The 13139-nt window shown below is 50.8% G+C and carries 13 protein-coding genes and 1 rRNA gene; 7 read left to right on the forward strand and 7 right to left on the reverse strand.

Features of this window, described 5'->3' with window-relative positions; all coding sequences use genetic code 11:
* Positions 1-29: 29 nt before the first annotated feature.
* Together H3L98_RS04550 and H3L98_RS04555 are read right to left on the reverse strand one after the other, a co-directional pair.
* Complete coding sequence (locus H3L98_RS04550; RefSeq protein WP_027022463.1) at positions 30-1820, reverse strand: aminopeptidase P family protein; 1791 nt, start codon at positions 1818-1820, stop codon at positions 30-32.
* A gap of 83 nt (positions 1821-1903) precedes the next feature.
* The gene (locus tag H3L98_RS04555; RefSeq protein WP_027022462.1) at positions 1904-2212 is read right to left on the reverse strand and encodes a hypothetical protein; all 309 of its coding nucleotides are present in this window, start codon (positions 2210-2212) and stop codon (positions 1904-1906) included.
* A gap of 401 nt (positions 2213-2613) precedes the next feature.
* Here H3L98_RS04555 and H3L98_RS04560 point away from each other — a divergent pair, with 401 nt between their 5' ends.
* The 3 genes from H3L98_RS04560 (at position 2614) to recA (ending at position 5183) form a co-directional block, all read left to right on the forward strand.
* On the forward strand, positions 2614-3096 hold the full coding sequence (locus H3L98_RS04560; RefSeq protein ID WP_027022461.1) for an FKBP-type peptidyl-prolyl cis-trans isomerase: 483 nt from the start codon (positions 2614-2616) through the stop codon (positions 3094-3096).
* A 342-nt stretch (positions 3097-3438) separates the two neighbouring features.
* Positions 3439-4023: a CDP-diacylglycerol--glycerol-3-phosphate 3-phosphatidyltransferase gene (gene pgsA / locus H3L98_RS04565; protein ID WP_027022460.1), complete on the forward strand. Its 585-nt coding sequence runs from the start codon at positions 3439-3441 to the stop codon at positions 4021-4023.
* 98 nt (positions 4024-4121) lie between these two features.
* Positions 4122-5183, forward strand: a complete 1062-nt coding sequence (gene recA, locus H3L98_RS04570; RefSeq protein ID WP_027022459.1) for a recombinase RecA — start codon at positions 4122-4124, stop codon at positions 5181-5183.
* A 156-nt stretch (positions 5184-5339) separates the two neighbouring features.
* On the opposite strand, the gene H3L98_RS04575 is transcribed toward recA, so the two are convergent.
* The 5 genes from H3L98_RS04575 to smpB form a co-directional block, all read right to left on the reverse strand.
* Positions 5340-5807: a DUF2846 domain-containing protein gene (locus H3L98_RS04575; protein WP_084481911.1), complete on the reverse strand. Its 468-nt coding sequence runs from the start codon at positions 5805-5807 to the stop codon at positions 5340-5342.
* 157 nt (positions 5808-5964) lie between these two features.
* Positions 5965-6177 carry a 30S ribosomal protein S21 gene (gene rpsU, locus H3L98_RS04580; RefSeq protein ID WP_027022457.1) on the reverse strand — a complete coding sequence of 71 codons (213 nt, stop codon included), beginning with the start codon at positions 6175-6177 and terminating at the stop codon, positions 5965-5967.
* Positions 6178-6409: 232 nt separating this feature from the next.
* On the reverse strand, positions 6410-7042 hold the full coding sequence (locus H3L98_RS04585; RefSeq protein WP_156932331.1) for a hypothetical protein: 633 nt from the start codon (positions 7040-7042) through the stop codon (positions 6410-6412).
* On the reverse strand, positions 7026-7520 hold the full coding sequence (folK, locus tag H3L98_RS04590) for a 2-amino-4-hydroxy-6-hydroxymethyldihydropteridine diphosphokinase (protein WP_027022456.1): 495 nt from the start codon (positions 7518-7520) through the stop codon (positions 7026-7028). Before folK ends, H3L98_RS04585 begins: the two co-directional genes overlap by 17 nt.
* Positions 7521-7533: 13 nt before the next feature.
* On the reverse strand, positions 7534-7980 hold the full coding sequence (smpB, locus tag H3L98_RS04595) for an SsrA-binding protein SmpB (RefSeq protein WP_027022455.1): 447 nt from the start codon (positions 7978-7980) through the stop codon (positions 7534-7536).
* Positions 7981-8240: 260 nt separating this feature from the next.
* Between smpB and H3L98_RS04600 the strand changes: the two genes are divergently transcribed.
* The 4 genes from H3L98_RS04600 to H3L98_RS04615 all read left to right on the forward strand — a co-directional run bounded on the left by H3L98_RS04600 (position 8241) and on the right by H3L98_RS04615 (position 13111).
* Positions 8241-10313 (forward strand): carbon starvation CstA family protein, encoded by a 2073-nt coding sequence (locus tag H3L98_RS04600; RefSeq protein ID WP_027022454.1) that lies wholly within the window; start codon positions 8241-8243, stop codon positions 10311-10313.
* Positions 10310-10510: a YbdD/YjiX family protein gene (locus H3L98_RS04605; protein WP_034333800.1), complete on the forward strand. Its 201-nt coding sequence runs from the start codon at positions 10310-10312 to the stop codon at positions 10508-10510. The genes H3L98_RS04600 and H3L98_RS04605 overlap by 4 nt, the downstream gene beginning before the upstream one ends.
* A 248-nt stretch (positions 10511-10758) precedes the next feature.
* The gene (locus tag H3L98_RS04610) at positions 10759-11217 is read left to right on the forward strand and encodes a hypothetical protein (protein WP_027022453.1); all 459 of its coding nucleotides are present in this window, start codon (positions 10759-10761) and stop codon (positions 11215-11217) included.
* A gap of 353 nt (positions 11218-11570) precedes the next feature.
* Positions 11571-13111: ribosomal RNA gene (locus H3L98_RS04615) — 16S ribosomal RNA — on the forward strand.
* The last annotated feature ends 28 nt before the right edge of the window (positions 13112-13139 follow it).

The following is a 13139-nucleotide window of genomic DNA, read 5'->3' on the forward strand; positions in this document are numbered from 1 at the left end:
TCTTGCGCCTGTGGTTTTTTGAAAAAAACTTAAACGGCTTCGGTGCGCTGCAACAACCATGCCCGCGCCGCGCCCGTGGTGTGTTCATACAGCTTGGCGCGGACTTCGGCGTGGTAGCCGTTTAACCAAGCGCGTTCGCCATCATCTAATAATGCCAAATCAATCAAACGGGTATCAATCGGACACAGGGTAACGGTTTCAAAGCACAAGAATTTGCCAAACGCGCTTTCCTGCGGCTGTGCAACAGCTTGGGTGATAATCAGGTTTTCAATACGGATGCCCCATTGTTCGGGACGGTACAGCCCTGGTTCGTTGGAAGTCAGCATACCGATTTTTAAAGCATGATGCGGATTGGCAGCAGTACGGCAGGCGATAACCTGTGGACCTTCGTGAACATTTAAAAAATAGCCCACGCCGTGTCCCGTGCCGTGTCCGTAATCGCACTGCGCCTGCCACAGCGGTAAACGGCAGATGCTGTCAATCAGTGGGGCAGGCAGGTTTTCGGGGAACACGGCGCGTGCCAAAGCAATATGCGCTTTTAAGACCAAAGTAAAATCGCGTTTGTGGGCAGCGGTGGGCGTACCGACAGGCACAACGCGGGTAATGTCGGTGGTACCGTTCAGGTATTGCGCCCCCGAATCAATCAGCAGCAAACCGTCGCCTTCAATGGTGCTGTGGGCTTCGGCGGTGGCGCGGTAGTGCGGTAATGCGCCGTTGGCGTTAAAGCCTGCAATGGTGTCAAAACTGGGCGACACATAATGCGGCTGACGGCTGCGGTGCTCAATCAGCAGGGTGTCGATGTCGCATTCGGTGAGTGGGACTTTGTCGGCAAGTTTTTGTTCTAACTCGGCAAAAAATCCGCATAACGCCACGCCGTCCTGAATCATGGCTTGGCGGATATGGGTGATTTCTGCAGGGGTTTTGCAGGATTTAAACAGCGTGGACGGATTGATTTGCGCCAATACGGACGTGCTGTCGGGCAAGTGGCGCAACACCGAAACGGCGGTTTTGGCGGGGTCGCACAACAGCGTACCGTGCAGTTGGGCGACTGTTGCGCCGATGTTGTGATAGGGGGCAAGGCTGATGCCTGCTGTTTGTAAGGTTTGTTGTGCGGCGGGACTGATGCGGGTGTGGTCGGTAAACAAGACTGCTTGTGTGTCGTTAATCAGCAGGTGCGCCAAAAACACGGGGTTATGCGAAACATCGCTGCCGCGCAAATTGGTCAGCCAAGCAATATCGTCTAGAGACGACAATAAATGATGGTCTGCGCCTGCTTCGTGCATGGCTGCGCGTACGCGGGCAAGTTTGGCGGCGGCGGTTTCGCCGCAAAATTCGGGCGGGTGCGGATAAACTTCGCTGCGCGGCAGCGGCGGACGTTCCGTCCACACTTCATGGCTTAAATCGGTATCGCATTGCAAAATTTGTTTTTTTGCCGCAAAAACTTGGCGCAGTTGCTCGGCGTTGCGCTGCGACAGCATATCTGCCGCCACACCGATACGCGCGGCTTCGGGCAGATGGTCTGCCAGCCATTGCGGATAATCTTGGTCTTCGCCCAGCTTGTGTAAGCGAATACCGCTGCCCGCCAATTGCGCCTGTGCCTGTGTCCAATAGCGGCTGTCTGCCCACAATCCTGCATAATCGGCGCACACCACCAGCGTGCCTGCCGAGCCAGTAAATCCCGACAGCCACAAGCGGCTTTGCCAGTGTTCGGGCAAGTATTCGGAAAGGTGCGGGTCGGCGGTGGGGACTATCCATGCGTCCAAAGCGTGCTGTTTCATCACGCCGCGCAAATGGGCGATGCGTTCTTTAAAAACCGTCATCATGATTCCTTAATATTTTCTAAAACGAAAAAACCTGCCACTTGGCAGGTTTCTTATCAAACAATTATGCAGCAGGGCAAAACTTATTTGGCAGCAGAAGCAGCGGCAGCTTCAGCAGTAGAAGCCATCTCTTCTTTTACTTCAGTTGCAGTGTTGGCAACAGCTTCAGCAGCAGAAGCAGCCATAGAAGCCATGTCTGCTTTTACTTCGGTTGCTTTAGAAGCAGCAGCGTCCAATACGCTGGAAGCTTCGCTGGCAGCAGTAGAAGCAGCGCTTTCAACCGCAGAAGCGGGGGTAACGGTTTGTTGGGGCGCTTCGGGGGCTTTTTGCTCACCGCCGCAAGCGGCAACAAACAGAGACATCAAAGCAACGGCTGCGAGGGATTTTTTCATAATAAACACCTATGTGTGAATGGATTGAATAAATTACGACCCGTGCACCGCTTCGTGATACGCGTTCGGATACAGGGAACCGCAGGAAAGTGCTGTATTTTGCCTGAAAATAATTTTCTGTGCAATCATTATTGCCAGCGTTATCAATACGATTGGCGCGTTTTTGCGACAAATGCCGTTGTGTTTGCGCGTAACTAGTGTATTTATACCAGTTAATTTTTTTTTAAAACAATTGTTTTAAATTGAATTGGCGCAAAACGGGCGCAAAGGGGCAAAATGTGGCAAAAAGCGTTTGTTGCGCGGCAGCGACAGAAAAAAGCGCGGTTTGTGTTATACTGCACCCCTGTTTTCGGCAGCGGTGCTGCCGTTTTTTGACACCTGCCTGAATGAAGGAAATTTGCATGAGCATTAAGAAAAATTCTGTCGTAACCCTGCACTATGAAATGTACAACGCCGACAACGAACTGATTGACAAAACTGTTGAACCCATCGCCTACCTGCACGGCGGCTACGACGGTATTTTTCCTTTGGTGGAAGAAGCCCTGCACGAAAAACACATTGGCGACAGCATTGATGTGGTTTTATCGCCCGATGATGCCTTTGGCGAGCAAGAACCCGAACTGATTCGCGTGGAAAACGCCGATGTGTTCCCCGTTGATGTGGAATTGGGTATGATGTTTGAAGCAGACGACCCCGAAACAGGCGGCATTATCGTTTACCGCGTGGTGGATGTGGCAGACGGTAAAGTGGTGGTAGACGGCAATCACCCCTTGGCAGGCATGAAAATCCGCTTTAAAGCCACAGTAGATAATATCCGCGAGGCTTCTGCCGAAGAAATCGCCCACGGTCATGTGCATGGTCCTGACGGACACCATCATCACTAAATCCTAGGGCGTGTCCCTATTTACTTATGCGGCGGTGTTTTTGGTATCAACCCGCGTCTGCCGCGTTAAAAATCCTTGCAAGGTGTCCAACCTTGCGTGGATTTTTGCCTTGCATACGCAGATTTCTACTCAAAAAACCGCTTGGCAAAGCAAATAGGGACACGCCCTAATATTGGATAAAATAAAAAAACGGCTTTCCTGATACGGGAAAGCCGTTTTGCCGTTTGGCGCGGTATTGAGAAAATGCTGAAGCCTTTGGCAATTGCCGTTATAATTGAACCATATGGCGGGCGTATGATGCTTTGCCTATATATTCACACTACACAATAAGGAACCCGTACCATGCCTTGGAATATCCCGATATTATTAACTTGGTTGCGTATTGTATTGATTCCGGTGTTTGCCGTGATTTTGTATCTGCCGACAGGCTGGCTGCCGCAGGCGGGTATCAATTGGGCGGCGGCGCTGGTGTTTGCTGCGGCAGGCATTACCGATTGGTTTGACGGCTTTTTGGCGCGACGTTGGGCGCAGACTTCTGATTTTGGCGCGTTTCTCGACCCTGTTGCCGATAAGCTGATGGTGGCGGCGGCATTGATTTTACTGGTGCAGTTTAACCGCACTTTTGCCCTGTTTGCCATTATTATTATCGGGCGCGAAATTACCGTATCGGCTTTGCGTGAATGGATGGCGCAGATGGGACGACGCAGCAGCGTGGCGGTGGTGAGTTTGGGGAAATTTAAAACCGCTGCCCAAATCGCCGCCATTATTATGCTGCTGATTAACGACCGCGATTTTTACGGTATCGATTTGTATGTGTGGGGCAATGTGCTGATGTTTGTGGCGGTGGTGCTGACGGTTTGGTCTATGCTCTACTACCTGAAACGGGCGTGGGCGCAGCTTTCGTCAACGGAAACAACAACTAATTAACCATTTGTATTGATAGGATAAATAATAAAAACGCCACAGCCTGTACTGTGACGTTTTCCGTTATAATCGTTCTTTTCCAACCCAATTCGAGAACCATTATGGCAACAAAACCCGACAACGAAAAAAGCCTTGCCCTGCAAGCCGCGCTCGCCCAAATTGAAAAAAGTTTCGGCAAAGGCGCGGTCATGAAAATGGACGGCAGCCATCAGGAAGACGATTTGCAAGTGATTTCCACTGGCTCGCTGACGATTGACCTTGCCTTGGGCGTAGGCGGTTTGCCACGCGGACGGATTGTGGAAATTTTCGGACCCGAATCGTCAGGCAAAACCACTTTGTGTTTGGAAACCATCGCCCAATGCCAAAAAAATGGCGGCGTATGTGCCTTTATTGATGCCGAAAACGCTTTTGACCCCGTGTATGCGCGTAAATTGGGCGTGAATGTGGAAGAGCTGCTGGTGTCGCAACCCGATACGGGCGAACAGGCTTTGGAAATCTGCGACATGCTGGTACGCAGCGGCGGTGTGGACATGGTGGTGGTGGATTCGGTTGCCGCGCTGGTGCCCAAAGCCGAAATTGAAGGCGAAATGGGCGACAGCCATGTGGGTTTACACGCCCGCTTGATGAGCCAAGCCCTGCGTAAATTAACAGGCAACATCAAAAAAACCAATACTTTGGTGGTGTTTATTAACCAAATCCGCATGAAAATTGGCGTGATGTTCGGCAGCCCCGAAACCACCACGGGCGGTAATGCGCTGAAATTCTACGCATCGGTGCGTTTGGACATCCGCCGTGGTGTACAAATCAAAAAAGGCGACGATGTTTTGGGCAATGAAACCAAAGTAAAAGTGATTAAAAACAAGGTTGCGCCGCCGTTCCGCATTGCCGATTTTGATATTTTGTATGGCGAAGGCATCAGCTATGAAGGCGAACTGATTGATTTGGGCGTAAAAGCGGGCGTGGTGCAAAAATCGGGCGCGTGGTTTAGCTACAACGGTGCAAAAATCGGTCAGGGCAAAGACAATTCGCGCCAATGGTTAAAAGAAAATCCTGAAATTGCAGCGGAAATTGACCGTAAAATCCGCGAACAATCGGGCTTGGTGCAGTTGGTACACGAAGGCACGCCTGAAGATGACGGCGTGGAAGTTGCGCCCGCAGAATAAGGTTTAAGCCAAGAAAATCCCGCCACAGTAAAATGTAGCGGGATTTTTTATAGTTGATTAAAATCGCAACGATAAGGCGTTGCCAACGCCCTGATGTACTACCCGTGCACGGCGGGCGTTGTCGTCTTTTCTCGTTTTTATTTTTATCAACTATATTTATAGTTTGGGTTTGCTGCAATTGCCACGTTTTGCCATGTTTAATTTGGATATCGCTGATTTTCCTTTGGCTTCATCTACTTGTTCCAAATTTGCTCCACCTACAAATACACCTAATTTCATGTATTGACGAACAAAATAGTTTTTACCATTTTCCATGTTGATGCTTAAAATATTGGGGGAGAATTCTGATTCGGTTGCAATTTGATGTGTCCCCGAAGGTAATTCGGTATGGAAAAATACATTTGGTGCAGATTCACCTAGGCATTCCCCATCTACCCAAATATCTTTTTTTAAAGCACCACCTAAACTGCCTACACGGTAAACATATAACCCTGCTTTACCTTCGGCAGGTAATTGAAATTTTTTAGCTTGTTCGGAGTGTTCTGCTGGCGCAGTGGCGACTGATGCGCAACCACTTAAAATCATTAAGGCAGTTAGTGCGGCAATACCATTTGCTCGTATCATCACGTTTTTCTCCAATATGTTAAAGTTGCATAATTTGACATGAACACGTTATCTTAACCTTTTCTCTTGTTAATTTGCAAGTGCATTGGATTTAAAGCATTAAAAAAAGCACCACTAAAATAGTGTGGTGCTTTTGTGAGCATTTATTTTGGCAAAATCAATACATTTTGGGGGGCAATTGATGGCTGCGCAGGCGTTTTTGCAGACGTTTTACGGCAGCGGCTTTTTTGCGTTTGCGTTCGGTGGTGGGTTTTTCGTAGGCTTCACGGGCGCGCAATTCGGTCAGCAAGCCGGTTTTTTCAATGGCGCGTTTGAAACGGCGCATGGCAACTTCAAAGGGTTCGTTTTCTTTTACACGAATAGTAGGCATGTTTTATCCTTTAATATAAAGTAAATAAAAATAAAAAACGGCAGACATTCTGCCTGAATGCACGGTTTGCGCTTCATGGGAAGCGGGGCGGTGCTTGCCCGATGATTCAACATCACCTCCTAAACGCCACTGCCTGTCGGCAGCCCAAATGCTTCCACAACGCGCACATGCGGCGGAAATTTAATCCTAAACGTTAAATTATGCGGTTTTTTGTGCGTACCGTCAAGAAAAACTACCGTTTCCATTCTTGCTGTAAGGCGCGGATATTGGCTTCGCGGTCGCGCACAATATCGGACAAACGGCGCACGGCGACGCTGTCCTGTCGTTTTTGCGCGGATTGCAAAGCACGTTGCGCGTGGGCGAGGGCTTGATTTTCTCGGGCTATTTCGTTTGCCAAAATATCGCGGCGCTTGGGTGGTGGTGGTGGGGCGATAAGGGTGTGGCGTGGTCGCGGCGGTGTGGTTTTTTTGGAGTGTGGGACAACTGGGTTGGGCGCAACAGGTGCGGGCTTGGGCAGCGGCGGCAAAATCGGGGTGTTGTCAAAGCTACCGTATTCGTAGCGTTGCCAAATTTGGGTAATGGCATCATCGTTTGGATTGGCGGGGGTATCGTCAGCGGCGGGCGCGGAAGCGGCGGGCAGGGCAACTTCGGCAGACACCTGTGGCGCGGGCGAAAAAGCGGTTTGCGGGCTTTCGGTAATGCCGTCCATTTGCGACAGGCGACAAGACTGCAAACCTTGCCGCTCGGTGGTGTAAACGGGTTTGCCGTTTGACAGACAGATATAGGTGGCGGCGGAAGCAGGTGTGCTTGTGGCGGCAAACAGCAGCCACATTAGCATAAACGGGATATTAAGCCGTTTGTTCATCGTTTAGTTTGACAATACCGTTTGATGGCAAAGTGGCGGCGATTTCGGCAGCGGTTTGCTCGTTCAATACATAATCGGGGGCAATTTCGGCAAGCGGATACATCACAAACGCCCGTTCTACAGCGCGGGGGTGGGGCAGAGTGAGACTGCTGCTGTGATGGCTTTCGCCATTAAAGTCAATAATATCCAAATCCAAAGTGCGCGGCGCATTGCGGAAACTGCGTTCGCGCCCGAATGTCTGTTCAATGTTTTGCAAGGCGCGTAACAGCGTTTCTGCGTCCCAATCGCTTTCTACCAGCGCGGCGGCGTTGATAAAATCGGGCTGGTCGGTATAGCCCACGGGCGCGGTGCGGTATAAAGACGACAGGCGCAGCAAACGCACGCCGTCTAAAGCCGCCACAGCAGCGGCGGCGCGGCGGACTTGTTCGGCGGGTTGTTGCAGATTGCTGCCAAAAGCAATCACGGCAGTAACAGACATGGCAAGCCCTTTTTTAACGTGCGTTTTTCATCAAACGCTGTTTTTCGCGCTTCCAATCGGCTTCTTTGGCGGATTCACGCTTATCGTGTTGTTTTTTACCTTTTGCCAGCCCGATATCGGCTTTGATGCGCCCACGGTGCAAGTGCATATTTAAAGGCACAATGGTGTAGCCTGCGCGTTCGGTTTTGCCAATCAGCTTATTGATTTCGCGCTGATTAAGTAATAATTTGCGCGGGCGCACGGGGTCGGGTTTAACGTGGGTGGAAGCGGTAGGCAGCGCGGTAATGTGGCAACCCACCAGATAAAACGCACCGTTTTTCCAATGGATATAGCTTTCTTTTAGCTGCACCCGTCCTGCGCGGATGGCTTTTACTTCCCAGCCTTCCAGCACCAAACCTGCTTGAAGCTGCTCTTCAATAAAATAATCGTGAAACGCTTTGCGGTTATTGGCGATACTCATGATTGTGTACCAACAAAGTTTTGATAAACGGCGATTTTAGCAGAATTTAAAAAAGTTGATGCAAGGCGGGGGCTTAATCAGGCGAAAAAAACTTGGTGTTGGATTTGGCTGTTAATCGCAACAATAAAGCAAGGATTATTTGATTTAGCTTCAATAATGGCAGTAAAAATCTGTTAAGCAGTAGAAAAATGTATTATGCTTTAAGGCGTTTCAGGGATTGAAACGCCTTTTTCGTTTCTTTATTTTTGGGAAATTTAATCATGAATAAGCTCAAAGACTTGCTGATTTGGGGCTTGGTGGTGCTGGTGGGGGTGGCTTCGTTTACCACGCTGGCACTGCACCGTGGCGAACAGGTCAGCGCGATTTGGATGGTGTCTGCTGCCGTATCGGTGTATTGCGTGGCGTACCGCTATTACAGCCTGTATATCGCCAAAAACGTGATGCAGCTTGACCCCAACCGCTTAACCCCCGCCGAACGCCACAACGACGGTTTGGATTATGTACCGACCCACAAAGGTGTGTTGTTCGGACACCATTTTGCCGCGATTGCGGGTGCGGGTCCGTTGGTGGGTCCTGTGTTGGCGGCGCAGATGGGTTATCTGCCTGGTACGCTGTGGATTATTTTCGGCGTGGTGTTTGCCGGTGCGGTACAGGATATGATGGTGCTGTTCGTGTCCATGCGCCGCGACGGTAAGTCTTTGGGCGATATTGTTAAACAGGAATTGGGTACGGTTCCGGGTGTGATTGCGTCCATCGGCATTCTGATGATTATGGTCATTATTATGGCGGTGCTGGCGTTGATTGTGGTCAAAGCCTTGGTACACAGCCCGTGGGGGACGTTTACCATTGCGGCAACGATTCCGATTGCGCTGTTTATGGGTTTGTACACGCGCTATATCCGCCCCGGTAAAATCGGTGAAATTTCCATTGTTGGCTTTATTTTGCTGATGGCGGCGATTGTGTTCGGCGAAAACGTGGCACACAGCAGCTTCGGTCAAATCTTTGATTTGGACGGTACGCAGCTGACGTGGGCGATTATGATTTACGGCTTTGTGGCGGCAGTGCTGCCTGTGTGGCTGCTGCTGACCCCGCGTGATTATCTGTCCACCTTCTTGAAAATCGGTACGATTGTGGCGTTGGCAATTGGTATTGTGATTGTGAATCCCACTTTGCAAATGCCTGCGGTAACGAAATTTATTGACGGCACCGGTCCTGTGTTTTCAGGCAGCCTGTTTCCGTTCCTGTTTATTACCATTGCCTGCGGCGCGGTATCGGGCTTCCACGCGCTGATTTCTTCAGGCACGACGCCGAAAATGTTGGAAAACGAAACCCATGTGCGCATGATTGGTTACGGCGGCATGATTATGGAAAGTTTTGTGGCGATTATGGCGTTGGCGGCGGCAGCGTCACTTGACCCCGGTATTTACTTTGCCATGAACAGCCCTGCTGCCTTAATCGGCACGGACGCTGCCAATGCCGCGCAAGTGATTACCAATAAAGTCGGTTTCCCCGTGACTGAAGCCGCTTTGTTGGATATGGCGAAAAACGTGGGCGAATCCACCATTCTGTCGCGTGCGGGCGGTGCGCCCACGCTGGCGGTCGGCATGGCCAACATTATGAGCCAACTGGTTTCCAGCTTCAGCATGGCGTTTTGGTATCACTTTGCCCTGCTGTTTGAAGCACTGTTTATTTTAACGGCGGTGGACGCAGGCACACGGGTGGCACGTTTTATGATTCAAGACTTGGGCGGCGTGTTCTACAAACCTTTCGGTAACACCGACAGCCTGCCTGCCAACTTGGTTGCCACGCTGATGGCAGTAGGTTTGTGGGGCTATTTCCTGTACACAGGCGTAACCGACCCCTTGGGCGGCATTAACTCGTTGTGGCCCTTATTCGGTATTGCCAACCAAATGCTGGCAGGTGTTGCCTTGATTATGTGTTCGGTGGTGCTGGTAAAAATGAAACGCGAACGCTATGTATGGGTAACGCTTACCCCTGCTTTGGGCGTGTTGTTTGTGACCTGCTATGCGGGTATGCAAAAGCTGTTTCACCCCGAAGCGCGTGTCAGCTTTTTAAGCCACGCCGCCAAATACAGCGAAGCCGCCGCTAAAGGCGAAGTGCTTGCCCCCGCCAAAGATGCTGAACAAATGGCACGGATTGTTTTTAACGACTATGTTAATTCGGGTTTGACTGTGTTGTTTATGTCAGTAGTGCTGATTGTGGGCGTGTACGGCGTGCGCGTTGCCTTAAAAGCACGCAAAGTAGGCTGGGCGACCGCCAAAGAAGTTCCTGCCGTTTACCGCAACGGTCAGCAAGTCGAGCAACAATCATGAGCAAATGGCAAAACGTCAAACAATGGCTGCACAGCGCACGGCGCACCGCCAACCTGATGGCGGGTATGCCCGATTACGCCCAGTATGTCGCGCAGCAACGCCGTTACAATCCCAACGCCCCCGTCATGAGCGAGCAGCAGTTCCAAGACTATTGCAGCAAACGGCGTTGCGGCGCAAACGGCGGCAAATGCTGTTAGGGCGTGTCCCTATTGGCTTATGCGGCGGTGTTTTTGGTACAAATCCACTTCTGCCGCGTTAAAAATCCTTGCAAGGTGTTCAACCTTGCGCCTATTTTTGCCTTGCACACGCCGATTTTTACGCAAAAAACCGCTTGGCAAAGCCAATAGGGACACGCCCCAGCCTAAAATTGCATCTTTCCCACACACGCACCCTTCAGTACAATGGGTGCGTTTTTTATGTTCATCTTAATTACTAGGAGCAAACCATGTTGCGTATGTTGAAATTCAGCCTGTTTGGATTCCTTGTTGGCGCATCAGCTACCGCCGCTGCCCAAGTCCCACCCCCACAAATTGCCTATGGTACGCTGCGCCAAGCTCCCGATGGCACATCAGGATTAGAACTCAACGCAGGCAGTTACCACCTTTCCCAACAGCAATCCCTGTGCTGGGTTGCTGAAAACATTCCCGCAGCCCCGCAGCAACAAATCGTAATGGAAAGTTTCCACACACCCGCTGGTGTCCGTTTTAGCCAAAGCAGCGTTTGGGTCGTCAGCAATAACGACAACAGCCACCACGTCATTACCAGCCCCAAAACCCCCAATGCCAACCGCCAATACCACACCTGCTGGCGTTTTGACCAAAGCGACCCCTTTGGCGATTACCGCCTGCAAGTCCGCATTGGCGACATTGAATTTCCCCCGTATTCCTTCCGCTGGCAACCCTAACATCACCGCTTTTCGGCAGGATAGTGTCAGCAAGTAAACGCACCTGCCGATTTTCTGCCACAATTTTTTCAACAAAATACTGTTAATAAATAACGATGTGATAAATTTCCTGCCATTTTTTTGTGTTCTGGTGCTTGCCAAGTTTTGGTAAAGTGCGTATAGTTCGGTTTTTCGCTGCTGCAGCACTGGTTTTTAAGTTGTGGCGGTGATTTTTATTGCTCTTTAACAGTTGATTACCGATAAGTGCGGATATTTGTCCGCACTGCCAAGATTGACGAGTACACAGTAACGTTTGTTTGTTGTGTTTCTTGTTGGTTTTTTTGAGCAGACCAGAAGTTATTAAGTTAGAGATTGAACATAAGAGTTTGATCCTGGCTCAGATTGAACGCTGGCGGCATGCTTTACACATGCAAGTCGAACGGCAGCGGGGAAGTGCTTGCACTTCTGCCGGCGAGTGGCGAACGGGTGAGTAATGCATTGGAACGTACCGGGTAATGGGGGATAACTTGCCGAAAGGTAAGCTAATACCGCATACGCTTTAAGAAGGAAAGCGGGGGATCGTTTGACCTCGCGTTATCCGAGCGGCCAATGTCTGATTAGGTAGTTGGTGGGGTAAAAGCCTACCAAGCCGACGATCAGTAGCGGGTCTGAGAGGATGATCCGCCACACTGGGACTGAGACACGGCCCAGACTCCTACGGGAGGCAGCAGTGGGGAATTTTGGACAATGGGCGCAAGCCTGATCCAGCCATGCCGCGTGTCTGAAGAAGGCCTTCGGGTTGTAAAGGACTTTTGTCGGGGAAGAAAAAGTTGTGGCTAATACCCATGACTGATGACGGTACCCGAAGAATAAGCACCGGCTAACTACGTGCCAGCAGCCGCGGTAATACGTAGGGTGCGAGCGTTAATCGGAATTACTGGGCGTAAAGCGGGCGCAGACGGTTATTTAAGCAGGATGTGAAATCCCCGGGCTCAACCTGGGAACTGCGTTCTGAACTGGATAGCTAGAGTGTGTCAGAGGGGGGTAGAATTCCACGTGTAGCAGTGAAATGCGTAGAGATGTGGAGGAATACCGATGGCGAAGGCAGCCCCCTGGGATAACACTGACGTTCATGCCCGAAAGCGTGGGTAGCAAACAGGATTAGATACCCTGGTAGTCCACGCCCTAAACGATGTCAATTAGCTGTTGGGGTGCTTGACACCTTAGTAGCGTAGCTAACGCGTGAAATTGACCGCCTGGGGAGTACGGTCGCAAGATTAAAACTCAAAGGAATTGACGGGGACCCGCACAAGCGGTGGATGATGTGGATTAATTCGATGCAACGCGAAGAACCTTACCTGGTCTTGACATGTACGGAAGAGCGTAGAGATATGCTTGTGCCTTCGGGAACCGTAACACAGGTGCTGCATGGCTGTCGTCAGCTCGTGTCGTGAGATGTTGGGTTAAGTCCCGCAACGAGCGCAACCCTTGTCATCAGTTGCCATCATTAAGTTGGGCACTCTGATGAGACTGCCGGTGACAAACCGGAGGAAGGTGGGGATGACGTCAAGTCCTCATGGCCCTTATGACCAGGGCTTCACACGTCATACAATGGTCGGTACAGAGGGTAGCCAAGCCGCGAGGCGGAGCCAATCCCAGAAAACCGATCGTAGTCCGGATTGCACTCTGCAACTCGAGTGCATGAAGTCGGAATCGCTAGTAATCGCAGGTCAGCATACTGCGGTGAATACGTTCCCGGGTCTTGTACACACCGCCCGTCACACCATGGGAGTGGGGGATACCAGAATTGGGTAGGGTAACCGAAAGGAGCCCGCTTAACACGGTATGCTTCATGACTGGGGTGAAGTCGTAACAAGGTAGCCGTAGGGGAACCTGCGGCTGGATCACCTCCTTTCTAGAGAAAGCGGTCAAGTATCCGCACT

This window comes from Conchiformibius steedae (genome assembly GCF_014054725.1).
Lineage (GTDB): Bacteria > Pseudomonadota > Gammaproteobacteria > Burkholderiales > Neisseriaceae > Conchiformibius > Conchiformibius steedae.

What these genes read in the sequence shown, in the direction of transcription:
- H3L98_RS04550 (WP_027022463.1), bottom strand. Translation starts at nt 1,820, where the DNA reads ATGACGGTTTTTAAAGAACGCATCGCCCATTTGCGCGGCGTGATGAAA.
- H3L98_RS04555 (WP_027022462.1), bottom strand. Translation starts at nt 2,212, where the DNA reads ATGAAAAAATCCCTCGCAGCCGTTGCTTTGATGTCTCTGTTTGTTGCC.
- H3L98_RS04560 (WP_027022461.1), top strand. Translation starts at nt 2,614, where the DNA reads ATGAGCATTAAGAAAAATTCTGTCGTAACCCTGCACTATGAAATGTAC.
- pgsA (WP_027022460.1), top strand. Translation starts at nt 3,439, where the DNA reads ATGCCTTGGAATATCCCGATATTATTAACTTGGTTGCGTATTGTATTG.
- recA (WP_027022459.1), top strand. Translation starts at nt 4,122, where the DNA reads ATGGCAACAAAACCCGACAACGAAAAAAGCCTTGCCCTGCAAGCCGCG.
- H3L98_RS04575 (WP_084481911.1), bottom strand. Translation starts at nt 5,807, where the DNA reads ATGATACGAGCAAATGGTATTGCCGCACTAACTGCCTTAATGATTTTA.
- rpsU (WP_027022457.1), bottom strand. Translation starts at nt 6,177, where the DNA reads ATGCCTACTATTCGTGTAAAAGAAAACGAACCCTTTGAAGTTGCCATG.
- H3L98_RS04585 (WP_156932331.1), bottom strand. Translation starts at nt 7,042, where the DNA reads ATGAACAAACGGCTTAATATCCCGTTTATGCTAATGTGGCTGCTGTTT.
- folK (WP_027022456.1), bottom strand. Translation starts at nt 7,520, where the DNA reads ATGTCTGTTACTGCCGTGATTGCTTTTGGCAGCAATCTGCAACAACCC.
- smpB (WP_027022455.1), bottom strand. Translation starts at nt 7,980, where the DNA reads ATGAGTATCGCCAATAACCGCAAAGCGTTTCACGATTATTTTATTGAA.
- H3L98_RS04600 (WP_027022454.1), top strand. Translation starts at nt 8,241, where the DNA reads ATGAATAAGCTCAAAGACTTGCTGATTTGGGGCTTGGTGGTGCTGGTG.
- H3L98_RS04605 (WP_034333800.1), top strand. Translation starts at nt 10,310, where the DNA reads ATGAGCAAATGGCAAAACGTCAAACAATGGCTGCACAGCGCACGGCGC.
- H3L98_RS04610 (WP_027022453.1), top strand. Translation starts at nt 10,759, where the DNA reads ATGTTGCGTATGTTGAAATTCAGCCTGTTTGGATTCCTTGTTGGCGCA.